Origin of the sequence: Iodobacter sp. BJB302 (genome assembly GCF_002735645.1) — a bacterium.
Taxonomy (GTDB): Bacteria; Pseudomonadota; Gammaproteobacteria; order Burkholderiales; family Chitinibacteraceae; genus Iodobacter.
Genome location: NZ_PDZG01000014.1, coordinates 54,772 through 78,622 on the forward strand (window position 1 = coordinate 54,772; position 23,851 = coordinate 78,622).

Genomic DNA, 23,851 nt, shown 5'->3' on the forward strand with positions numbered 1-23,851 from the left:
CGCATTTTCAGCGCCTAATAGCCCAGTAATACAGGATCGCACTTCATGTTTGGCATTACCGATTTAAGCAGTTATTTGCTCGGCACTATATTTATCATTTTATTGCCGGGGCCAAACTCGATTTTCGCTTTGTCTGTTGCAGCCAAACAAGGCGTACGTGCAGGTTATGCTGCCGCCGCTGGCATTGTGACCGGCGATTTAATCCTGATGTTACTCGCCAGTGTGGGTGTTGCATCTTTGATGCGTACTCATCCTGCAGCATTTGATATGGTTCGCTACGCCGGAGCCGCCTATTTAGCATGGATGGGTATTAAAATGCTGCTGCCAAAACCTCAGGCAGGCCATCATGCAGCTGTTGAAATACCGTCTGGCCATATTTACAAGCAGGCACTGTCTATTTCGCTTGTAAATGTGAAAGCAATTTTGTTTTTTATGGCATTCTTCCCCCAGTTTGTGGACCCGACTTATGACCGGATTCCGCTCACTTTTGTAGTACTTGGCATGATCGTACAAGCCGTAAGTCTGGCTTATCTGACCTTTTTAATTTTTGCTGGTGCTGGCCTTTCCAGGCGACTAGCAGGCAAACAGTGGTTGGGCCGTTGGCTGGCTCGCCTGACCGGTGTACTTTTCATCAGTTTTGGTGCGCGGCTTGCTCTCTTTCACTAATCCTTGCCTTTCTCCCCCTCTTGGAGTTCTCATGTCTGACGTAAAAAAAGCGGTTCTTGCCTACTCTGGTGGCCTCGATACCTCGGTAATTCTGAAGTGGTTGCAAGATACATATCAATGCGAAGTGGTGACTTTTACCGCAGACCTGGGCCAGGGTGAAGAGCTGGAGCCTGCCCGCCAAAAAGCAGTGAATTTTGGCATTAAGCCAGAAAATATTTTTATTGATGATTTACGCGAAGAATTTGTTCGTGACTTTGTCTTCCCCATGTTTCGCGCCAACACCGTTTACGAAGGCGAATACCTGCTGGGCACATCCATTGCCCGCCCGCTGATCGCCAAGCGTCAGATTGAAATCGCTAACCTGACCGGGGCAGATGCCGTCAGCCACGGTGCTACAGGCAAGGGTAATGATCAGGTTCGCTTCGAGCTGGGCTATTACGCCCTGCGCCCGGACATCAAAGTGATTGCGCCATGGCGTGAATGGGATTTAAACAGCCGTGAAAAACTGCTGGATTACGCCGAAAAGCACGGCATAGATATCGCCAAGAAAAAGAATGGCGGCAGCCCTTATTCTATGGATGCCAACCTGCTGCATATCTCTTACGAAGGCCAGGTATTAGAAAACCCTGCCGATGAGCCGGAAGAAGATATGTGGCTATGGTCTGTCAGCCCGGAAAAAGCACCGGATGCTGCAGAATATGTAGAGCTTGAGTACGAGCAAGGCGATATCACCGGCATCAACGGCGTAAAAATGAGCCCGGCTACCGTCTTGGCTACACTCAATCAGCTGGGTGGCAAGCACGGCATTGGCCGCCTTGATCTGGTTGAAAACCGCTTTGTGGGCATGAAGAGCCGCGGCTGCTACGAAACCCCAGGCGGCACGATTATGCTTAAAGCGCACCGCGCCATTGAATCCATCTGTCTTGACCGTGAAGTGGCTCACCTGAAAGACGAGCTGATGCCAAAATATGCCAGCCTGATTTATAACGGCTACTGGTGGGCACCAGAGCGTCTGATGCTGCAAAGCATGATTGACGCCAGCCAGGCCCATGTAAATGGCTGGGTACGTGTGAAGCTCTACAAAGGCAATGTGATTGTGGTGGGGCGTGATTCTAAAGAATCCTTGTTTGATGCCAATATTGCTACCTTTGAAGACGACGGCGGGGCTTATAATCAGGCTGATGCTGCAGGCTTTATCAAACTGAATGCATTGCGTATGAGAATTGCCGCTAAATTACGCAAGTAAGTTTAGATCAGATTAAAACAAAGCCGGCTTACTGCCGGCTTTGTTCGTCAACAGAATCAAAGGAAATACCATGTTTGAGGCGTTTAAAAATATTTCAGAGGAAACATTTACCACCTTATCGGTATCGATTCTCTGCACCGGCCTCATCATTTATATGGGTTTTATTATTTATCGCTTAGCGGCTGACTCTAAAGCCGGCCGCTATGGCTCACTCGTCCTATTTTTCACCTTAGGCTTCGGTGTATTTGGCTTTATTGTTAAAACCGTACTGACCGAAATCATTCAAAAATAAAGAGTAAATCATGTCGCAATTCGATAATGTATCCGTGTTAAAAAAAGGCAATATCTATTTTGACGGACGCTGTGTATCGCACACCCTCATTTTAGCAAGCGGCGAAAAGAAAACCGTCGGCGTTATTTTGCCATCTGCTTTAACTTTCAACACAGGCGCTGCAGAGATCATGGAAATCATTGATGGCCTGTGCCATGTAAAACTGGCCGGTGAATCTGAAGCCACCCCCTATACTGCAGGCCAAAGCTTCAATGTACCGGCTAATTCCAGTTTTGACATTGAAACCATAGAAACACTGCACTATGTTTGCCATTTTGCTTAAACAGCAAACGACCCAAATAGCTTTAATTCACTACTTACTATAAAGGAGAAGCCCATGCCTTCTTTCGATATCAGCTCCGAACTCGATATGGTTGCCCTTAAAAACGCGATTGATGCCGTTGAACGCGTCATCAATAATCGCTTTGATTTTAAAGGCACCAGCGCCAAAGTCGATTTAAACGAAAAAGATGAAACCATCACTTTGCATGGCGATTCAAATGCTCAACTCGATCAGATAAAAGACATTTTATTTCCTGCCCTAGAAAAAAAAGAAGCTGACAGCAGTAAACGTCTGGAAAGCGGCGATGTACAAAAAGTATCCGGCAACAAAGTCAAAGTAGAAATGAAAATCAAGGCAGGGATTGATCAGGAATTAGCTAAAAGAATCATCAAGCTGATTAAAGATGAAAAACTGAAAGTACAAACAGCCATTCAGGGTGATACCGTGCGTGTAACAGGTGCCAAGCGCGACATTCTGCAGGAAGTAATTGCATTAATGAGAAAATCAATTACTGACTTCCCATTACAATATCAAAACTTCCGCGACTAATACTTAGGATCAGGGCGGCAGTGTTTCTGCCGCCCACACCATGAACTGGACCACTCGCCAATCTGCTTTTATCACCCTGCTTGCCATGCTTTTTGGCCTAGGGATGATATTTATTCTTGCCTATCAGGTGAATAGCTCTTATCAAGTAGAAGTACAGCGCACACGCCTTGAAGCTGCCCATCAATCCAGCGAAATTGCCAGCCAGATTAGCAGCTCATTAAGAGAAATTGATATTATCCTCAAAGATCTGAGCGATAAAATCAGCCCGGATGATTTAAGCAACACAGAAAAAAGCAGCGCCCGCAATCAGGAATTGCAAAATATTTTATTAGATAAACTGCTGCAAATTCATCAGGCCGATAATATTATGCTGGTCAGCAGCAATAGTAATATCAGCCACCGTGCATTAGATACGCCAGGCAGCGGCCAGCTTATCAATAACGATTACTTTCAACTTGTCCGCAATAATCGTTATCAGGAAAAAATTTATGCCAGTCTTTCAAACCGCAGTGAAAACACAGGCATAATTGTTGCACGCAGAGTGGAATCGCTGACGGCCGATTTTTCTGGTTTAATTGTTGCCAGTGTTACCCGCAATTATTTAGACGGTCTGCTCAGCAACCAGAATATTGGCAAGCATGCCAGCATCCATCTGATTGATCAGAACAAAGGGATATTAGCCAAATACCCGGCTCACGCCTCTGCGCCTTTATTTGATGATTTCGTTATTCAAAATTTAATTAATGGCAAAGAAAGCAGCGTATTAATTAACCACACTGAGCCATCACAAAGCATCAGCAGCTATCACCCGATCAAAGACACCCCATTTATTGTTGTTGTGAATGCGTCATCAGAAGACTATTTACTTCTCTGGCATAAAAACACACTTTATTATTTATTTGGCGGTGGCATATTACTGGTCATGGCCCTGCTGATGTGCTATTTCTTCTGGCGCTCGCACAGGCTCACGCAAAACTTGCATAAAAAAGAAAAGTATTTAAATGCAAGCGAGGCCCGTTTCCGCCAAATGATTGAAACCAGCCCGGTCGCTATTGTATTAGCGCGGATGCCTGATTATTTTATTACCTATATCAATCATCAGGCGGCTGAATTATTTGACCAGACTCAGGCCGGGGCACTTTCGCAGCGTGCATTCGAGCTTTATAAATCCAAGCTCACCTTTTTGGAGCAGGTGCAAAGAATTCAGCAAGGCGATGCCCAGCACAATATAGAAGTCTTGCTGCAACGCAAAGACGGGCAGCCCTTCTGGGGCAATTTATCCATGTCTGTGCATGAAACAAATCAATCAACCACCATCATGATTGGTATCAGCGATATCACCAGTAAAAAACAGCTGGAGGCCGATCTTCAGCACAGGGCCACAATAGACAGCTTATCTGGCTTATTTAACCGTGCTTATTTCACCGAGCGCGCCAATCATGAAATTGCACGTGCTAAACGTAATCAGCAGCCGCTTATTGTCATCATGCTTGATATTGACCATTTCAAAAAAATTAATGATAACTGGGGACATGATACGGGCGATATTGCAATTCAAAGTTTAGCCGGGCTTTGCCAGTCTACCCTCAGGGATATTGATATTATTGGCCGTATTGGCGGCGAAGAATTTGCTATTTTGCTGCCAGAAACCGATTTAGAAAAAGGATTTCCGGTTGCAGAGCGCTTAAGGCAAAGAATTGAAGCACAGCGTATTTCATTAACTGACAAACAAACCTTACAATTTACAGCCAGCCTTGGGCTTACTATTTTAGAAGCGGATGATCAAAAAATTGACCGGATTCTTAAACGCGCCGATCAGGCACTGTATCAGGCTAAACACGAAGGCAGAAATCAAACCGTCATTTTTAATAAGCAATGACATGTAAAACTTGATATGCATCAATACCTGCAGGCCCTGTTTGTATTTATATATCATATATATAAATATATGGCGGTCATCATGGAAAACACACCACTTCAAGCGCTGTTTACTTCCGATATCGGCTTATTAAGCTTATTTACTATATTCTTTGTTTTGGGTATGGCTGTCTATATTTTTTTCTATGTACGCCGTAAAGTCAGCGAAGATACAGTAGCACATTTAAAAGCACTGGATAAAAACACCAGCAAATAATAAATAATATGAAAAACTGTTAAAAAGGATCGCCGGGGCGATCCTTTTTTATTATTGAACCACAATAAGTGCAAAAGACTCCTTACGCTCCCCTGCCCGGTTTCCACGCCACAAAACGGTACTCCCAAGCGGCTCGCCACCAATGGTCATCCGTAAGCCGCAAGATTCTGCCTTCACGCCCTGCTGCAAAGTAATACCTGCAAAATATTCAAACGAAGCCAGCGGCGCAGAAGGAATATTTCGCCCGTCGATACACTCTTTTTGCCCCTTCATGGCATCCAGCAAAGAATATGAAACCGCACGGTAGCTTTTCTGAGCATCCAGCCATGGCTGCCAAAGGCTGATTAAGACGCCCCAGATCAAAGTAACCCCACAAGCCCAGTTGGTCACCGCCAGCCGCCCTGGCGGGCGTTTACGGGCAATAACAATGCCCCAGATAACAGTCAGGCCAATCGCAAAAATAATACCCGGCACATCCCATTGCTCCAGATAGGCAGGGCTTGCTTCACGCAGGGTCCTTGCTAGGCCTGCAGGTGCGCCCGTGTGTACAGCAAGCCAGCCCAGCCATAGCAAAGCCGTGAACAGGCCAAAAGTCATCAGGCCAAACCAATTCAGAGCCTGAGCTGCACCACGGCGCAAATCATCCACCCCGCTGGCCCCAAGAATAGACAAAGGCAGCAGCACAATCAGAGCATGAGATTCACGCGCATCGCCTGCCATCACAAACCAAAGCACATGTAAAAGCAGCAAAACACTAGGCAAAAGCATTTTAGGTTGAATGAGTTGCCGGCGGTTTGCCCATAGACCCCAAATAGCCAGAGGCAAAGCTGGCCAGGCAAACCACAATACAATCGAGGAGAAAAAGCCAAATGCATGAAATGCTTTAAAATCCGCCACGCCGCCAAATGGCCCCAGCGCGTATTGATCAACCCACAAATTAAATACCGGGCGCGCATGCTGATAAAGATCGATTGGCCAGATTGCACTGAGCGGAACTGCAATCACCAGGGCCGAAAGCAAACTCACCCCAAAAGAGGTATTTCGCCATGGCCTGAATAGAAACAGTAACAATGCCGAAGTGAGCGCCAGCAGAAACTCTGCCCAATTCCCCCCTAAAAGCAGCAGTAACCATGCAAGCCCCAGTATTAAGCCCGCACGCAAAGGCTGGCGCAGGGCATAGGCTAATCCATAAATATGCCAGGCAAACCCAGCCAAAACCAATACCTGAGGGGAGAGATGATGCCCCCAGATAATCAAGCCAATGCAGCCTATCAGCGTAATAACCGCAACCCTGCCATAGCGGCGCCCGTATAACTCACGCCCTGCCAGACCCAAGCCCCATAAAGCCAGCGCCATCCAGATGCCTGTTGTTAAACGGGCCGCATCGTGCACTGCCATACCCAATTTTTGCAAAGGCCATGCAAGCAGCGCCGCGCTCCAATAGTATAAGGGGGCGTGCTCCAAATAGGGCTGCCCTGCAAACTGGGGCACAGACCAATACGCTCCATGCATAAACTGCTGAATCACGGCGGCAGTTTCAACCTCGTCGGGTTTCCATGGATCATGGCCAATCAGGCCCGGCAGCAGCCAGACCAAACAAAGCAGCAACAGCAGCCAAGGCTTTTCAGCAGCTGCAGCCTGCGGCTCACGCTCTAGAGGAGGAATATAAGTCAACATGGTATTTGCCCAGGGCCTACAGGAATCTGAAAATGACGATCAGATTTTTAAAGACGACTTAAAATGCAAAAAAGGCAGCGCGCGGCTGCCTTTTTCAGATACTGCGCAGGAACAATTATTCCTTGCTGCCGTACATGCTGTATTTTTGACGGAACTTGTCGATACGACCAGCAGTGTCCACGATCTTTTGTTTGCCGGTGTAGAATGGGTGTGATTCCGAAGAAATATCCAACTTAACCAGTGGATATTCTTTGCCGTCAGTCCAAACGATAGTTTGTTTAGCAGTCAGAGTAGAGCGGCTCATAAATGTGAAATCAGCAGCTACGTCTTGGAATACAACATCTTTATATTCTGGGTGAATACCGTCTTTCATTTTACTTCCCTTTACATTTAGCGTGCTGGGGTTGTGCCAACACTAGCCATAAAAACGAGATCATCGCACAAAAGCGCATTGAGAACAAGCTGCGCTGTATGTGTTTATCGACGCATTGAATCAAAGAAATCCATATTATTTTTGGTTCCTTTGATTTTATCCAACAGGAATTCCATCGCATCCAGATCATCCATTGGATAAAGTAATTTGCGCAGAACCCAAATCTTTTGCAATTGATCCTGCTGAATCAGCAATTCTTCACGACGTGTGCCGGAGCGATTTACATTTAACGCAGGATAAGTACGTTTTTCTGCCATACGACGATCAAGGTGGATTTCATTATTACCCGTACCCTTGAATTCTTCGTAAATCACATCATCCATACGGCTGCCGGTATCAATCAGCGCAGTGGCAATAATCGTTAAGCTGCCACCCTCTTCAATATTACGCGCAGCACCAAAGAAGCGCTTAGGGCGCTGCAATGCGTTTGCATCCACACCACCCGTCAATACCTTGCCAGAGGCAGGTACTACGGTGTTGTAGGCACGGGCTAAGCGGGTGATCGAATCCAGCAGAATCACCACGTCTTTTTTATGCTCAACAAGGCGCTTGGCTTTTTCAATGACCATTTCGGCCACTTGCACGTGACGGGTTGCCGGCTCATCAAAGGTAGAAGAAACCACTTCGCCCTTCACGGAGCGCTGCATTTCGGTCACTTCTTCAGGACGCTCGTCAATCAGCAGCACAATCAACATCACTTCAGGGTGATTCGCACTGATTGCGTGGGCAATATGCTGCAACATCACCGTTTTACCGGTTTTAGGCGGCGCTACTAAGAGTGCGCGCTGGCCTTTACCAATAGGCGCGATCAAATCAATGATACGGCCGGTAACATTTTCTTCGGCACGAATATCACGCTCAAGATGTAAACGCTTATTGGGGAATAATGGCGTTAAATTTTCAAACAGAATTTTGTGCTTGGCGTTTTCTGGTGGTTCGCCATTTACTTTATCAACCTTAACCAGTGCGAAGTAGCGCTCGCCATCTTTAGGCGTTCGGATTTCGCCATCAATGGTATCGCCGGTATGCAGGTTAAAACGGCGGATTTGGCTGGGGCTGACATAAATATCGTCAGGGCCTGCCAGATAGGAAGTATCCGGGCTTCGCAAAAAACCAAAACCATCGGGCAACACTTCCAGCGTACCATCGCCGTAAATGCTCTCGCCTTTTTTGGCTTTTGTTTTCAGAATGGCAAAAACAAGATCTTGCTTACGCAGCCGGTTTGCACCGTCGATCTCGCAAGACGTAGCCATATCAACAAGTTCGGAAACATGGAGGTGTTTTAAATCAGACAGGTGCATAGGGAGGGCGCGCTTGAATAAATCGGGAAGGGAAAAAATAGAAATTAAATAATCCGGGCGGGCCGAAAAGAATATCCGGCTGGCCCAGTTGAATATCCATAAGCCTATATGGATTTACTTAGTGCTGTCAAATATTACTATCAAGAAATGCGGTTAATTGCGATTTTGACAACGCGCCAACCTTAGTGGCTTTTACTTCACCTGCCACAAACAGCATCAGTGTTGGAATACCACGAATGCCATATTTAGGCGGAGTCGCCTGATTATCATCAATATTCAGCTTAGCCACTTTCAAACGACCTGCGTATTCGGCACCAACTTCTTCCAGAATCGGAGTAATCATTTTGCACGGGCCGCACCATTCTGCCCAATAATCAACCAAAACAGGGCCCTGAGCCTGCAACACTTCTGCTTCAAAAGTGGCATCTGTAACCTGTGCGATATGTTCACTCATATTTAATCTCCAGCATGGGGGTAATCAATTGACTCATCAAATCCTAGACGAAGGATGAAGAAGCCAGCAATGTTTTATTGATGTGGGCGTATGCTTATTTTTCAAGCCCATTGTACTCGAAAACTTACATGGCCGCGTTAACCGCCTCTTCCAGGCGCTCAACCAGAGTCACCGTCATTCCTTCAATACTCTGGCGTGGCCGGTTCCCTTTGGGCACAATGGCATGGGTAAACCCCAGCTTGGCTGCCTCACGCAGGCGCTCCTGCCCCCGCTGTACCGGCCTCACTTCACCTGCCAGCCCTACCTCACCAAACACCACCAGTTTTTCCGGCAAAGGGCGGTTTTTTAAAGAAGACACAATCGCCAATAAAACGGCCAGGTCTGCCGCGGGCTCGGCGATCCGTACACCACCCACGGCGTTAATAAACACATCCTGATCAAATGCCGCAATGCCTGCATGCCGATGCAAAACAGCAAGCAGCAAAGCCAGACGATTTTGCTCTACCCCAACAGCAAGGCGCTTAGGCTGCGGGGAGTGCGAATCATCAACCAGCGCCTGAATTTCTACCAGCAGCGGCCGGGTCCCCTCCTGTGTCACTAGGACACAACTCCCCGGCACAGGTTCTTTATGCTGGGACAAAAACAGTGCTGAGGGGTTGGACACTTCACGCAGACCTTTATCGGTCATGGCAAAGACGCCCAGCTCGTTAACCGCACCAAAGCGATTTTTAATCGCACGGATCAGCCTGAAGCTGGAATGCGTGTCCCCTTCGAAATACAGCACCGCATCTACAATATGCTCCAGCACCCGCGGCCCGGCAATTGCGCCATCTTTTGTCACGTGGCCCACCAGAAAAATAGTGGTCCCGGTGCGTTTGGCATAGCGTGTAAGCTGCGCGGCACACTCCCGGACCTGTGCAACACTGCCTGGAGCCGATGTAAGCGCTTCTGAATAAACCGTTTGAATCGAGTCAATAACCGCAACCTGAGGGCCTACTTTTTCCAGTGCAAGCAGAATTTTATCCAAACCAATTTCGGCGTAGAGCGCCACTTTGCCCGCAGGCAAGCCAAGGCGTTTAGCGCGTAAAGCAATTTGCTGCGGGGATTCCTCACCGGATACATACAAAACAGGACGCTCTGCAGCCAGCAGGGTCATGGCCTGCAGCAGCAGCGTGGATTTACCAATTCCCGGGTCCCCGCCAATCAGCACCACACCACCGGGCACCAGGCCACCGCCCAATACGCGGTCAAGCTCAGCCATACCTGTTGCAATACGAGGGATTTCCGCCGCCTCCACATCGCTTAACTGGCGGATCGCACCGTCGGCGGCCAGGGATTGAAAGCGGGTGCTTGCTGCAGTTTCTGCCACCCCCTCCTGCAGGGTATTCCATTCACCGCAACCGGGGCATTGCCCCTGCCATTTAGAAGATGCAGCACCGCAGAGCTGACAAACAAAAGAGGATCGAATTTTAGCCATAGGCCAGATAATACAGGAGTCAGCACCGGGCAGCCCGGCCGATATTACAGAGGGCCAGCTGCCACTTATAAAAAAGCGGCCGGGGATGGCCGCTTTTCAGATTAGCTAATATATTGAAATAAACTTAATCCCTGCACTTGGGAAAACGATTTTCGTGATGCCTCAAGCAGAGTTTGCGTTAAAGAAAAATCACTCAGGGCGGTTGAATAATCCAGATCCTGCAATTGCGACAATGTTTGTCCATATTGCACTTTCAAATCGCCATTCGTATCCTGAACAGACTGAGTTTCAATCATTCTCGCCCCAAGATTCCCCTGGGATGACAATACATTGGTCAGCATATTGCTGGTATTTTGCAAAACAGTATTTAACTGATTCTGAAAATTAGCCATCCCGGTCGGGCTGGTCTGATAAGAATTTAAAGCATCAGAAAAGACCTTCATGGTTTGAAAAATATCACCATTACTGCGGCTTGGATCTACATTAAATGAATCCGTTACGCCACTGGAAACCGGCCCGGTGGGTGTTGGGTTAGCGCCAAGCGGCCCAATCACCACGCTTGGCTGCCCGGTCACATTCATTTTTATACCGTAATCCCAAGGGGCAACCGGCGGAACCCCAACAGGGTCGCTGGCCAGGTTTTTAAACACAATGTCGCCACCCGGCACGTAGGCACGCGGGTAGTTATTAAGCGCGCCCGGCACAGCAGGCCTCGCCCCGGCCGTGTAATTGTAGCCATCGATTGCTGATTTATTAAAATTGGGATTGGCGGTCACCCCGTCGGCCAGCATCGCCTGGTTATCGATAATATCGTAAGCAATCACTGGCTTACCCGGCTTAGCCGGATCATCAACCGATTTAAATTCAATTTTAAATTTTTGTGAATGAGCCGGGTTATTCCACTTTGTAATATCAACCACTTCACCCGGGCTGATCACCCCGCTCCCTGAATTACCAGGCGCCACAGCGTTAGCAGAGCTCACAAAATTACCATTACCGGTGCGGCCCGCCTGAAAAATCTGATACCCCGATTCAGATACCGGAATCTGCCTGGATCCCGATATTTGCATCTGGCGCTGGCCGTCATCACCTGCGTAAGTCACATTACCAAAGGATGTTTCGCTGAATGGCTTAGTGGAGCCTTTAAAACCGGAAAACAAATACGATCCGCCGCCATCGGTTGCATTGGCAAGGCTCATCATTTCCTGGTACTGCCCTTGCAATTCCGAATCCAACAGCTTTTTTTCGGCCAGGGTCTGCGAAGGATTGCCCGCCTTCACTGCCAGCGAATAAATATCGTGCAGCAGATCGGTAACCTGCTGCAAGGTCGACTCGGAAAGGCGCATTGCAGAATCAGCAGTCTGGCTGTTTACCGCATATTGCTTGTTCAGCTCCTGGGCCTGGGTAACATCCAGTATTTTTGCTGATGAGATAGGATCATCAGCAGGCGTTAATACCCGGCGACCGGTGGACAATTGATTTTGCAACTTCGCTTGCACGCTGGAATGGCGCTGTAATTCAGCAGCCCCTTGCTTATAAATTGTCGTGGTTGCGATACGCATGCTAATTATTCCTTATAAATACCGAGCTGCAGCCTGTCAGGGCTGTCAGCCACCAATTCGCACAATGGCATCAAATGCTTGTTGTGCAATTTGAATCACTTTGCTGGATGCCTGATAAGCCTGCTGATAGCGCAATAAGTTTGCGGCTTCTTCATCCAGATTAACTGCTGAGACAGAATCACGCGAAATCTCAGCCTGTTTAAGTACTTCCGTTTGTGCGGCAGACATAATCGTCACCTCATTGGTTTTTGCACCAATAACGGCCACCATTTGCCCATAGGCCTCCTGATAATTGGCCTTACCCCCATCCAATATTTTTCTGGATTGCAATTCGCCCAGCTTCAGCGCATTGCGGCCATCCGCGTCCAGAGAGGTACCCGCTTTAACTGAAAATTTATCCCCCTGAGCTGGCTGGCCATCAATTTTCACATTCCAGCCGTTATACGAAATGGTTTGCCCCGCCACATAGGTTAAAGGGCCTACCGTTGCACCAGACACGGTGTCTGCAAGGCTGTACGATAAAATACCAGTCTGCGGGCCTGCTGTGGGCACCGAAAACGTAATATCAACCTGGTTTTTTAACTGAGGATTGACGGCCGATTGAGTGGTCACAGTGGAGGCCGGATCGATGGCAACTTGCCCGATCTTCCCGGTACCCGTATTACTGCGCTGTGTATCCGAGATAATCGGAACGCCTGCTGCAATCACTCTGGGATCTGTCGGTTTGATACTCAGGCCGCGGCTAAAACCCACATAAGGCTGAACAGTAAACCGGTCTCCTGCCGTTGGCGTGCCTTGTGAAAAACTAAGATGCAATCCATCCACGCTGATGGCACTGGCATTATTGAGAAATTGTGCCGCCGTAATCTGTGTGCGCTGCCCGTCAGACTGCCGGGTAACCTGATAATCTGCACCATCAAAAAACACTTCATAATCGCTGGGCTGCGCCTTGCTCACATCCTCAATATAACCACCCAATAAAGGCGCCACAGCAGGCGGTACGGCCGTAGTATTATTACGATTAGATAAGACATTACCAATGGCAGGCGGCATGCTCACGCCAATCTTTTCCCCCGCAGTCATCACGCCCGGCACACTCCACGTCAGCCCGAGCACGGTTGGATTTGTTGCCATTGTGGCAAAATTTACGGTCTGGCTCACATTATCGGAAAGCCGCGTAATACTGTATTCGGCACCGATTGTTCCGGTAAAAGTAAGCGAATAATCACTCGCCACGCTTTTTACCCCGGCAGGCAGGCTGGCCGTTACAGCCACCGTACTCACACCCGCAACCGTATGATTAAACGACACACTGCTCTGCTGATAATCAAAAAAGTTTGTACCCATATTGCCGTACAAATCCTGCCCCTGACGCATCTGAGCATTAAAAGTCTGCCCCAGCACCAGAGCCATACGCTCAATCGAATTTTGCGCGGAATCCAGCGTCTTACTCCGGTATTCGAGCAAACCGCCCAGTTGCCCGCCGGTCAGCATATTTTCAGGAATCTCCGCGTCAACAGCACCCTGGGTATACACAATGGAAAGCCGCTGCGGGTCACTAATCGAAGGCTTGGCCGCAATCGAATACGCCGTGCCGCCTACAACCAGATTTTGCCCATTACCGATAAATACATTAATGGTGCCATCGCCTTGTTTAATGGATGTCGCTTTCACGAGGCTATTTAAATCCAGCACCATTTTATCGCGCTGATCCAACAAATCATTGGGCAGCTGCCCGCCGCTGCTCGACACCGCAATTTGGCCGTTAATCTGGGCTATTTGCTTGGACAAAGCCGTAACATGGTCTGCAGCACTCACTAAATTGCCATTTACGCCTGCGCGCATTTCAGAAAGACGCTGATCAAACACCTGAAAACGATTCACCAGCCCCTGAGCGTTACTCATCAAAGATTGCCGGGCCGGCAAAGATGCCGGATTGGTCGATATGCCTTGCACGGCGCTAAAAAATGACTGCAAAACAGGCGAGACACCTGCGGCAGGATCTGCCACCAAATTATCTACCTGCTTAATTTCCGCCAGATAGGTGCCGTAATAACTATCTTGCGAAGTGGCGGCCTGCACTTGTTTAGTCAGAAACTCATCATAAGAGCGCTGCACCGTGTCAACACGCACACCCAAGCCTGTAAAGCCATTCCCCGTGTATTGGGGATAAGGCGCACTTTGCTTGATGCTCTGGCGTGAATAGCCCTGCGTATTGGCATTCGCAATATTATGACCTGTTGTGCTTAAACCTAAACTTGCTGCGTTTAAGCCACTTAAACCAATACCAAAAACACTGGCGCCCATGATGCAACTCCTTTGCTGCTATTTATCGGCACAAATGGCCAATACTTGAAGGCAACTCAAAACCCTGGTGGATATTCAGTTACCACAGTTCATTACGCCAACTGACGTCGTAATTGTTCGGCCACTTGCGCTAATTTATTGGCATATTGCGGATCAGTGGCGTAACCGCCTGATTGCAATGCCTTGGCATAGCCCTTTGCATCTGCACCCTGCCCGACTGCATCGCTATAGCGGCGCTTAATCAGACTGGCGTAATCATTAAAAGCATCCGCATAGGAATCATAAACCCGGAAACTTTCTACCCGTTTTTGTGCTTGCCCGCCCACAAACTCTGTGGTGGTGATATCGCTGGTTTTACCTTTCCAGTCTTTAGTCGCCTTAATACCAAACACATTATGGCTATCAGCGCCTGCTGCATCTTTGATCGGTTTTTTACCCCACCCCGATTCTAAAGCGGCGTGCGCCACCAGCACATGCGGGGACACGCCCAGCGATGCGGCTGCGCCTTCAGCATGAGAGGCTAATTTGGAAGCAAAAGAATCGCCGCTCAAAACGGCATCTTTTGCCGAAATCCCGGCCGCTTTTGCCGCTGGCAAGCTGTTATGAAATGAAGGCGAAGGCTTCTGATAAAGCGAAGGATCCCGTTGCAACTCAATCTGCCGCACAATCGATTCGGCAAATCCTACGCCGCCCTGCTTAGACCACATCTGGGTCAGCTGCTGATCATGCATACCGCGAAACATATCAGCCGTACCGGACTCCATCTCATCGTATTTAGGCGTGGCTTCGCGCATCGACTTCAACATCTGGCTGGTCAGCAAAGCTTCAAATTCACGCGCCACGGCCAGCGCTGCTTTATTGGGATCTTTGCGTGCCAGCTGACGCAGGCTATCCACGCCACGAACATCAATGGCAAGATCATTACTGGATGGATTAGCTGAAGAGATCATTCTGGGCAGCTCAGATAAAATATATGCTCATATCAAGCAATAAGCGTGCCGAGGAAAAAAGAGGGGTGGCAGATAGAAATAAAGAGCCTAAATCATCAGCCCCTATAAAAAAATCAGATCACTTCAAGCTCGGCTTTTAAGCTGCCCGCAGCTTTCATTGCCTGCAAAATAGCCAGCAAATCCTGGGGCGTTGCACCCACGGCATTCAGCGCCCGCACCACATCGCGCAGGGTGCTGGATTTAGGCAAACGCACGATAGGGCCTTTATCAGCCTGAATCTGGATATCCGCGTTTTGCACTTTAGTCGTTTTGCCACCTGCCAGAGGATTGGGCTGAGAAACCGCATTATCTGCAGTGATAGTCACGGTTAAATTGCCATGCGCAATTGCGCAGCTATCCAGCTTTACGGCCTGATTCATCACAATCGAGCCTGTGCGGGCGTTAATAATGACCTTAGGCCCGGATTCTGCCGGGGTAACATCGATGTTTTCCAGCCGGGATAAAAATGCCACGCGCAAATTATTATCCTGAGGCGCACGAACCTGAATCACCCGGCCATCCAAAGCCACTGCCGTACCCGGATACTGCGAATTCACCGCATTCACCACACGATTAGCGGTAGTAAAATCGGTAGCCAGCAGCTCCAGCTGAATAAACTCACCATTACCCAAAAGAGTAGGCACTGATTTCTCGACTGTCGCACCGGCAGGGATACGCCCTGTCGCCAGCTGATTCACCTGTGTACTTGAGCCACCTGCCGATGCACCGGCTCCAGCCACAATAATATTACCTTGAGCCATGGCATAAATTTGCCCGTCTGCCCCCTTTAGCGGGGCCATCAGGAGCGTGCCGCCACGCAAAGACTTGGCATTACCAATCGAGGCAATCGTTACATCCAGAGGCTGACCTGGTCTTGCAAAAGCAGGCAGAGTTGATGTAACCGTTACCGCCGCCACGTTTTTTAACTGCAAATTACCACCACTGGGTACCTGAATCCCCAAGTTGGTCAGCATGTTCACAACCGATTGCACAGTAAACGGCGTTTGCGTGGTCTGATCCCCGCTGCCATCGAGACCCACCACCAAACCATAGCCCACCAGCTGGTTATTACGCACGCCTGCAACCGACGCCAGCTCTTTCAGCTTTTCAGCACGGGCAGGCGCAAGCACAAATAACAAACAGCAAATCAGGGCAAAGCGAGACATACACACAACCTATTTAAATCACATTTAAAAATATCAGGCCACACACTTAAAATGGCATGACATTTAAGAAAAACCGCTGCAACCAGCCTATGGTATTGGCATCTGCCATAGAGCCCACACCCAGCTGCTCGATGCGCGCATCGGCCACTTTATTCGATGAAATCGTATTCCCCGCCTTGATATCCAGCGGATTAACCACGCCGGTAAAACGCAGGGTATTAATTTGATTATTGACGGCAACTTGCTTTTCGCCACCCACAATCAAATTACCATTGGCCAGCAAATCAGTTACCGTGACCGAAATCGTGCCTTTAAAGGTATTGGTGCTGTTAGTCGCCCCTTTCCCTTCAAATTTATTGGTTCCTGCCAGCTTCACAGCAGCAGCCCCTTCACGCGAGAAATATTTTTCAATATCCCACGGCACTAAAGGAATATTGCCGGTGGTACTGTAATCAAGCGATCCGGCCTTATTACTGCTGCTGTTAGACGTATTCACGGCAGAGAGGTTTTCTTCAATAGTGATATTCAGCAAATCGCCGATATTCCGGGCCACGCGCTCTTCAAATAACAAGCGCGAGCTATTAGGCTGAAAAATAGAGCCATTATTGATACTTGCCACCACAGGCTGCACGGGTCTGGCCGTTGTAGGCAGCGTCACCACCGATGGCGGCGTGGTACTGCAAGCGGCAAGCAAAACGGCAATCATTGCCGTAACGGCAAGGCGCATCATCATTCGGACCCCTTTAAGACTAAAGCTGCGTCAGCTTCTGCAGCATTTCGTCAGACGTTTTAATCGCCTTTGAGTTAATTTCAAAAGAGCGTTGCGCCTGAATCATATTGATCAATTCTTCAGTCACATTCACATTGGATGTTTCTACATAGCCCTGATTCAGCGCCCCCAGACCATTGGTGCCCGGCGTGCCCACGGTTGGCGCGCCCGAAGCAGTGGTTTCCATGTATAAGTTTTCACCCACAGACTGCAAGCCCGGCGGGTTGATAAATGTGGCCAGCTGAATATTGCCCAGCTGTACAGGTGCGGCCGAATCATTATTCACAATCGCCGTTACCGTACCATCTTTAGCAATCGTTAACTTGGTTGTTCCCTGCGGAACTTGTAAAGCAGGCTGCAGGGCATAGCCACTTGCAGTTACCACTGCGCCCTGGCTGTCTACCTGAAACGAGCCATCACGGGTATATGCCGTCGTGCCATCGGGCATGGCAATTTGCAAAAAGCCCTGGCCATTAATCGCCACATCCAGCGGGCCATCGGTAAGCTGCAAATTACCCTGCATATGAATTCTTGCCGTGGCCACGGGCCGCACGCCAGTTCCCAATTGCAAACCTGTTGGCTGCTGGGTTTGCGCGCTGGTTGAACCGCCGGGCTGACGTAAATTCTGGTAAAGCAAATCCTCAAATACCGCACGTTCCCGCTTAAAACCATTCGTGCTGACGTTAGCCAGATTATGCGAGATGACGTCTACATTCATCTGCATGGCATCCATGCCGGTTTTGGCAATCCACAGCGAGCGCATCATGATGCGTACTTCCTATTTTTTGGTTTGATTACTGCAGGGCGCGTTTGGCGGCCCTTGCTTATTCAGCCACACAATATGTCTTCTTCAGAGGGCTGAATGAATATAAATCTTTAACTATCCCGCCCGCTGATCACGCTGATCAGCCTGTCAGTGTTAACAGCTGCGCCGCACTTCTGGCGTTCTGATCAACGGTTTGCATCATTTTGATCTGTAAATCATATTGGCGCTGCGATCCGATCATTTGGACAAGCTGATCAACTGGGTTCACATTACTGACCTCTAAAGACTCTGAAGCAAGTTTCACGCCAGCATCCGCCTGAGCCACTTCGCCGTTTCTTTGGCGGAACAAGCCATCGCTGCCTTTTTCGAGCTCACGCTCGGAAGGATTCACCAGTTTAAGCCGGCCAATTTCTACTGCCTGTGCCGGATTATCAAACGGCGCTCCTGAAATAGTGCCGTCTTTTGCAATCGTAATGCGGGTATTTTCAGGGATAGTCAGCGGGCCATTCTCACCCTGCACCACCAAGCCGCTGCGTGTTTTCAACAGCCCGGCCGCATCAATTTCAAAACCGCCATTACGGGTATAAGCCTCGCCCGTCGGTGTTTGCACGGAAAGCCAGCCTTCACCATTCACCGCCACATCCAAAGCCCGGCCAGTCTGCTGCACAATCCCGGGCGTAAAATCTGCGCCGGTAGTCTGCTCAACCACATAAGCACGGCTTGGTACGCCAGTGCCGCCAATGACCGGCACTGCACGTGCAGCAGTCAGCTCTGCTCTGAAACCCGGCGTGGCCACATTGGCCAGATTATTGGCAACAGACGCCTGGCGCAGCATGGTTTGCTTTGCCCCGGTCATTGCAATGTACAACATTCGATCCATTGATTTTTACTCAAAGGCAGGACGATCAGAAAGGCAGCGTGGGCGTAAAAAACAGGCCCACGCAGAAATTGATTAACGCAAGTTCACAATCGTTTGCAGGATCGTATCCTGGGCTTTAATCGTTTGCGCGTTGGCCTGGTAGGTACGCTGAGCCGTAATCAGATTAACCAGCTCACCCGTTAAATCAACGTTGGCGTCTTCTACAGAAGCAGACTGAAGCGAGCCCAGATCACTGGTGCCCGGATCATTGGTTCTGGGCTGCCCCGAAGCAAAGGTTTCGCCCCAGCGATTATCACCCAGATTTTGCAGCCCCTGAGAATTGGTAAAGTTAGTCAGCGTAACCTGGCCAATCGCCCTGTTCTGGCCATTAGAATACTTACCCAGAATAACGCCTTCCCGGTCTACCGCAACGCCTGTTAACACGCCATCTGGGTAGCCATCCTGCTTGATCGTATTCACACCAAACGGGCTGCCGTATTGCGTTGTACCTTCAAGGCCCACATGAAACGCAAACGGCGTTGTGGCACCGGAAGTTAAAGTGGTACTGAATGACAGCGGCGTGTTATTCACCAACTTACCATTCGAATCAAAAGTCACATTGGGGTAGGGCAAATTGGTAACCGGATCATTAGGGGGCGATACAGGATCGCTGTCGAAACGGGTTCTTACTTCCCATGTATTAGGTGCTGTCTTTGTAAAATACATTGTCAGCGTATGAGCAACCCCTTGCGAGTCATAGACCTGCGCCGAGGTTGAATTTGTAAAGGTTTTTACGTCTGCAGGGTTTAATGCCCCCACATAATTAGCAGCCAGCGGATTGGTTCTGTCTTTAGTCAGCTGGCTGGCATCCAGATTCATCCCAAACTGCAGGCCTGCACTCACCCCACCGCCAGCAACTTCAGTCCAGCCCGTGGTTTTGGCACCGATATTGCCATTAGCCAGTTGTAATGGGGTAGGTGTACCACCCTTTTGTAAGGCATTAGCGTTCAGATCAAAGGGCCAGCCGGTTAATTTCTGGCCGGTATTGCCCACAATAAAACCTTCTTTATCAACCTGAAACTGGCCATTACGGGTGTAGCTTACGGCTTCGCCATCCACCATGCGGAAATAACCATTCCCTGTAATGGCAATATCCAGCGGATTATTGGTCGACGTAATATTGCCCTGACCAAATTGCTGAGTCACAGCAACCGTGCGCCCGCCCATCCCGGAAATCGTTGAGGAGCTGGCAAAAGAGTTGGCGTACATATCCGCGAACTCTGAGCGCGACTGCTTAAAACCGACTGTGCTCGAGTTGGCGATATTATTACCGATTGCGTCCAGGCTCTTGGACGACGCACTTAAACCACTCAAGCCCTGCTGGAAACCCATAACCCTAACCTCACCTTGTTCTATCCACGACTAGCGGATTTGTTTCACATCGCTAAATGCAACGGTTTTTTGATTGCCCAACATGACATTCACACCCGTTTTTGCCAGCTCAACGCTACTTGCCGTTTGCCAGGTCAGGGTATTTAAAGCAATTTCCTTGCCATCTTTCACACCAGTCGCAGAAATATAGTAATCACCGGCCGCAGCCAGCTTGTCACCCTCTAACTTGCCATCCCAAACCACACCAGCGGCCCCGGCTGCCTGCTGTGGCAAAGTGATTTTATCCACCACCGTGCCATTCTTATCGGTAATGGTCACCTTGATATTACTTACATTGGCAGGCAAATCCACCCGGGCATCAATCGGCTTTTTGCCATCAAACTTCATCTGATTGCCCTGGGTCAGCACCTCTTTACCGATCAGAGCGGCCGCCTGAAAACTTTGCGCCGAGGCAAAACTCGCCATCATCGATTGCATCGTGGTATTGAGTTTTTCAATCCCCGTTACACTGCTGATCTGAGCCATCTGGCTGGTTGTAGCCGCGTTATCCATAGGATTCATCGGATCCTGGCTCTGCAGCTGCTTCACCAGCAGTTTTAAAAAGCGATCCTGCTGCTGATCTGCCGCCGAAGCTTTGGTATCCGCCTTTTTATTAATGGAGGAGTAATCAGTAGTCGAATTAATCGTTGTACGAGGGATCATGATGATTATCCTTATGACTGACCAAGTGCCAGAGTTCTCAGCAGCAGGGTTTTCGCCGTATTCATTACATCGGCATTGGTTTGATAAGAGCGCGAAGCGGATATCATATTGGTCATTTCTTCAACCACATTAACATTGGGCATCGCTACATAACCATTGGCATCGGCCAATACATTTTTAGGGTCATACACCAGCTTAGGCGGGGATTGATCTTCAATCACATCAGAAACCTGCACCCCTACTGCACCCTTGCCGCCCCCCGCAATCGGCGCGGCCTGAAAAACCACCTGCTTGGCACGATAAGGCTGGCTATTAGAGCTGGTAATTGATTCAGCATTGGCTAAATTAGATGCCACCGTATTCAGACGGGTGGTCTGCGCGTGCATCGCAGTAGACGCAATATCAAATACTCTGAACATCGACATCATTTATCCCTTATTGGCCAGTCAGCGCAGTGCGCATGCCTTCAATCCGCTTTTGCATAAAAGTAATCCCTGCCTGATAGCGAATCGCATTATCTGAAAACGCCGCCATCTCAGCATTCATATCCACCGTATTGCCATCAATACCCGATTGCCTTGGATTGCGGTAGAGCAATGCCTTTGATAAAGGATCAAGATTATCTTTAGGCTGTAAATGGCGCGGATCGGTGCTTTGCAGCGGTTTCACCGGATTTTTTTGTAAAGCCGCTTCAAATGTTTTTTTGAAATCAAAATCGCGCGCCTTGTAGCCCGGCGTGTCATTGTTAGCAATATTTGAAGCCAATACCTCTTGCCGCTGGCTGCGCAGCGACAGCGCAGTTTCCTGCGGGCGGAAGTAATCGTCCAAACGACCTAACATAGCCAAACTCCTGTTTATCTCATCACGCCACACAATACGCGCTTTCCCCGTTATTGTAAGCAGGAAGCGTGCCAAGCAAAAAGCCCGCATTCAGCGGGCTTTGAAACAAACCGGCACAAGCCTTCGGCAATTATTGCCGCCTGTTATGCAGTGCCTGCAACAAAACAAAACAAGACAAAGGGAAAAATTCAAAAATGCAGGCCTTATTCATGCAAAGCTAAACACTTAAATATTATTTTATTGCTGCCATTGCAGCAGCATGCCTCTGATGCTCAGCACTCATACGTAAGCTATTATCCCGCAAAGCTTCTCCATAACTTTGGGCATTTATTTGCCCTTCCTGATAACGCTTTCTGGCATTGATGTTTTGCTGATTTAAGCTTTGCAGATTATTCTCATGCTGCTGATTTTCAAGCTCTCTGCGGCGCATGATTTCTTTGCTGACAGGCTCTTGCAGCGGAGCAGACAGAGCCGCCGCACCAAAAACATGCCGCCAGCGCAAATAGCCATAAAGCCTGATCGGCTCCTGGCCCCCGCTTCTTACCATATACGTTTTATTGGTTTTCAGATTTTCAATTCGCTCAACATTCTTTTTGTAATCTTTATTATCAACCGATTTCATTTGCTCATCACTTAAACGATAGGGTGAGCGAATCCTTTCTTGTTCCGCTTCAATACTTTTAATCATTATTCTTCGTGATTTTTCCATGCCACCTTCATTAAACCAAACCTGATCATCATCGCTAAAATTGCTGGGTTTAAACCATGCTCTGGAATCATGAACCAGCGTTTCAAATAACACCTTACTTGCAGGTAGCACCGCCTCCTGCTTAATCCATTCCGCATAAACACCCCCATTCCAATCCCCCACTTTAGCGGGCCAGATTGAAAACTCAGAAACAAGGGGCGTGTATTTTTCCAGCATATTTAATTCCTGCTGTAAAGCCTGGTCCGTTGTTTGTAAGTCATGCCGGTCCTGCGTTTTTTTCGCTGCACTATCCAGCGAAGCTGCAATACCGGGCAGCAAATGAACCTTACCCAGCATGCTTTTTCGCCAGCGCAAGAAAATGCCATAGTGGCGGTGAATAATCTGCAGCAATGGCTCTTCAGCCTGTGTTTCTGTCAGCCACATCACGCCAGATGGCTTGCCGCTGCCAAAGCGCGTGGCCGCAATATAATCATTAAAGGCTTTGACCGTGCCCGGATCAATTTTGAAATTGCTTTGATGAAAATCATTAAAATCTATTGGGGCCAGCAAGGGCACACTGGCAATCAAGGCTTCGCGGTACATTTGTGCCAAAGGAATTTGCGAAAGCTTTTTTGCATCCCCCGCCGCACCCGCACCAATAGAGCGCCCCTGATCATTTGGCGGGTAGCCACCACCTACATCCGAATGCACACCGGGGTAGACCACCTCTTTACAGTGTGCACCACTGCCAATTGAATCAAGTGGAAACGAGCCACGCACTTCATGTGCTGATACCAGATGCACACAACGCTTAACCGCAGAGCTCACCTGCAAGTTCTCCACACTAGCCCAGGCATAGTGCCCTTCAACACCACCAATCGGCACAGAGTTGGCCAAACCAACCGAGGCAACCGTATCAAAAATGCCCAAAAAATCGATTTTTAAAGGAATACCTGCAATGCCATCGCTGTAATATTTTTGCAGCCAGCTGCAGAAAACCCTGGCCTCGGCCGCACCGCGTGAAAAACCAAACACGGAAATACGCACAGAACGAATAGTAGGCGAGCCTCGGATAATAGGTGCAATGGCCTTACTCAATAGCCGCGTCCTTTCCTGCAAAATTGCGCTCCTGCCCCAATGCTGTTCACTTTATAGTCAAATGATGGATAATTGATAGATAATTTCTTTTTTTCATTAATCATGAAGTATGGCGAGCAGAGCTGCACATTTGGAAGATTCGATTCGAATATCTGACTACTT

At 48.8% G+C, this 23,851-nt stretch carries 24 protein-coding genes; 7 read left to right on the forward strand and 17 right to left on the reverse strand.

All coding sequences use genetic code 11. From position 1 onward, the window contains the following. The first annotated feature begins 45 nt into the window (after positions 1 to 45). From leuE to CSQ88_RS06835, 7 genes are all read left to right on the forward strand, one after another. Positions 46 to 666 (forward strand): leucine efflux protein LeuE, encoded by a 621-nt coding sequence (leuE, locus tag CSQ88_RS06805; RefSeq protein ID WP_099397349.1) that lies wholly within the window; start codon positions 46 to 48, stop codon positions 664 to 666. Positions 667 to 697: 31 nt separating this feature from the next. Next, on the forward strand, positions 698 to 1,912 hold the full coding sequence (locus CSQ88_RS06810; RefSeq protein ID WP_099397350.1) for an argininosuccinate synthase: 1,215 nt from the start codon (positions 698 to 700) through the stop codon (positions 1,910 to 1,912). Between the two features lie 70 nt (positions 1,913 to 1,982). Further along, the gene (locus tag CSQ88_RS06815; RefSeq protein WP_099397351.1) at positions 1,983 to 2,204 is read left to right on the forward strand and encodes a DUF2788 domain-containing protein; all 222 of its coding nucleotides are present in this window, start codon (positions 1,983 to 1,985) and stop codon (positions 2,202 to 2,204) included. Positions 2,205 to 2,214: 10 nt separating this feature from the next. Next, positions 2,215 to 2,526: a pyrimidine/purine nucleoside phosphorylase gene (locus CSQ88_RS06820; protein ID WP_099397352.1), complete on the forward strand. Its 312-nt coding sequence runs from the start codon at positions 2,215 to 2,217 to the stop codon at positions 2,524 to 2,526. A gap of 54 nt (positions 2,527 to 2,580) precedes the next feature. Then, the gene (locus CSQ88_RS06825) at positions 2,581 to 3,075 is read left to right on the forward strand and encodes a YajQ family cyclic di-GMP-binding protein (RefSeq protein WP_099397353.1); all 495 of its coding nucleotides are present in this window, start codon (positions 2,581 to 2,583) and stop codon (positions 3,073 to 3,075) included. A gap of 40 nt (positions 3,076 to 3,115) precedes the next feature. Continuing rightward, a complete protein-coding gene (locus tag CSQ88_RS06830; protein WP_099397354.1) occupies positions 3,116 to 4,954 on the forward strand; it encodes a diguanylate cyclase in 1,839 nt (612 codons plus the stop codon). 81 nt (positions 4,955 to 5,035) lie between these two features. Continuing rightward, entirely contained in the window at positions 5,036 to 5,209 is a 174-nt protein-coding gene (locus CSQ88_RS06835; protein ID WP_099397372.1) for a DUF3149 domain-containing protein, read from the forward strand. Positions 5,210 to 5,260: 51 nt separating this feature from the next. Here the strand turns inward: CSQ88_RS06835 and CSQ88_RS06840 are convergent, their stop codons facing one another. From CSQ88_RS06840 to CSQ88_RS06920, 17 genes are all read right to left on the reverse strand, one after another. Beyond that, positions 5,261 to 6,886 carry a glycosyltransferase family 39 protein gene (locus CSQ88_RS06840; RefSeq protein ID WP_099397355.1) on the reverse strand — a complete coding sequence of 542 codons (1,626 nt, stop codon included), beginning with the start codon at positions 6,884 to 6,886 and terminating at the stop codon, positions 5,261 to 5,263. Between the two features lie 115 nt (positions 6,887 to 7,001). After that, the gene (locus tag CSQ88_RS06845) at positions 7,002 to 7,259 is read right to left on the reverse strand and encodes a type B 50S ribosomal protein L31 (protein WP_099397356.1); all 258 of its coding nucleotides are present in this window, start codon (positions 7,257 to 7,259) and stop codon (positions 7,002 to 7,004) included. A 104-nt stretch (positions 7,260 to 7,363) separates the two neighbouring features. Further along, entirely contained in the window at positions 7,364 to 8,620 is a 1,257-nt protein-coding gene (gene rho, locus CSQ88_RS06850) for a transcription termination factor Rho (RefSeq protein WP_099397357.1), read from the reverse strand. Positions 8,621 to 8,747: 127 nt separating this feature from the next. Next, positions 8,748 to 9,074: a thioredoxin TrxA gene (trxA, locus tag CSQ88_RS06855; RefSeq protein WP_099397358.1), complete on the reverse strand. Its 327-nt coding sequence runs from the start codon at positions 9,072 to 9,074 to the stop codon at positions 8,748 to 8,750. Positions 9,075 to 9,198: 124 nt separating this feature from the next. Next, on the reverse strand, positions 9,199 to 10,551 hold the full coding sequence (gene radA, locus CSQ88_RS06860; RefSeq protein ID WP_099397359.1) for a DNA repair protein RadA: 1,353 nt from the start codon (positions 10,549 to 10,551) through the stop codon (positions 9,199 to 9,201). Positions 10,552 to 10,652: 101 nt separating this feature from the next. Continuing rightward, a complete protein-coding gene (flgL, locus tag CSQ88_RS06865) occupies positions 10,653 to 12,113 on the reverse strand; it encodes a flagellar hook-associated protein FlgL (RefSeq protein ID WP_099397360.1) in 1,461 nt (486 codons plus the stop codon). A 45-nt stretch (positions 12,114 to 12,158) separates the two neighbouring features. Next, positions 12,159 to 14,420, reverse strand: a complete 2,262-nt coding sequence (flgK, locus tag CSQ88_RS06870; RefSeq protein WP_099397361.1) for a flagellar hook-associated protein FlgK — start codon at positions 14,418 to 14,420, stop codon at positions 12,159 to 12,161. 92 nt (positions 14,421 to 14,512) lie between these two features. Then, positions 14,513 to 15,370 (reverse strand): flagellar assembly peptidoglycan hydrolase FlgJ, encoded by an 858-nt coding sequence (gene flgJ / locus CSQ88_RS06875; RefSeq protein ID WP_099397362.1) that lies wholly within the window; start codon positions 15,368 to 15,370, stop codon positions 14,513 to 14,515. 113 nt (positions 15,371 to 15,483) lie between these two features. After that, a complete protein-coding gene (locus tag CSQ88_RS06880; protein ID WP_099397363.1) occupies positions 15,484 to 16,575 on the reverse strand; it encodes a flagellar basal body P-ring protein FlgI in 1,092 nt (363 codons plus the stop codon). Positions 16,576 to 16,621: 46 nt separating this feature from the next. Then, a complete protein-coding gene (locus tag CSQ88_RS06885) occupies positions 16,622 to 17,308 on the reverse strand; it encodes a flagellar basal body L-ring protein FlgH (protein WP_233702885.1) in 687 nt (228 codons plus the stop codon). Between the two features lie 16 nt (positions 17,309 to 17,324). Then, positions 17,325 to 18,110: a flagellar basal-body rod protein FlgG gene (gene flgG, locus CSQ88_RS06890; RefSeq protein WP_099397364.1), complete on the reverse strand. Its 786-nt coding sequence runs from the start codon at positions 18,108 to 18,110 to the stop codon at positions 17,325 to 17,327. 139 nt (positions 18,111 to 18,249) lie between these two features. After that, positions 18,250 to 18,981 carry a flagellar basal-body rod protein FlgF gene (gene flgF / locus CSQ88_RS06895; protein WP_257212509.1) on the reverse strand — a complete coding sequence of 244 codons (732 nt, stop codon included), beginning with the start codon at positions 18,979 to 18,981 and terminating at the stop codon, positions 18,250 to 18,252. Positions 18,982 to 19,062: 81 nt separating this feature from the next. Then, positions 19,063 to 20,361, reverse strand: a complete 1,299-nt coding sequence (gene flgE, locus CSQ88_RS06900) for a flagellar hook protein FlgE (RefSeq protein ID WP_099397366.1) — start codon at positions 20,359 to 20,361, stop codon at positions 19,063 to 19,065. Positions 20,362 to 20,391: 30 nt separating this feature from the next. Next, entirely contained in the window at positions 20,392 to 21,063 is a 672-nt protein-coding gene (locus CSQ88_RS06905) for a flagellar hook assembly protein FlgD (RefSeq protein WP_099397367.1), read from the reverse strand. A gap of 11 nt (positions 21,064 to 21,074) precedes the next feature. Next, on the reverse strand, positions 21,075 to 21,488 hold the full coding sequence (gene flgC / locus CSQ88_RS06910) for a flagellar basal body rod protein FlgC (protein WP_099397368.1): 414 nt from the start codon (positions 21,486 to 21,488) through the stop codon (positions 21,075 to 21,077). A gap of 10 nt (positions 21,489 to 21,498) precedes the next feature. Beyond that, positions 21,499 to 21,903 (reverse strand): flagellar basal body rod protein FlgB, encoded by a 405-nt coding sequence (flgB, locus tag CSQ88_RS06915; protein ID WP_099397369.1) that lies wholly within the window; start codon positions 21,901 to 21,903, stop codon positions 21,499 to 21,501. Between the two features lie 232 nt (positions 21,904 to 22,135). Further along, complete coding sequence (locus tag CSQ88_RS06920) at positions 22,136 to 23,689, reverse strand: DUF2235 domain-containing protein (protein ID WP_180273565.1); 1,554 nt, start codon at positions 23,687 to 23,689, stop codon at positions 22,136 to 22,138. Between the last annotated feature and the right edge of the window lie 162 nt (positions 23,690 to 23,851).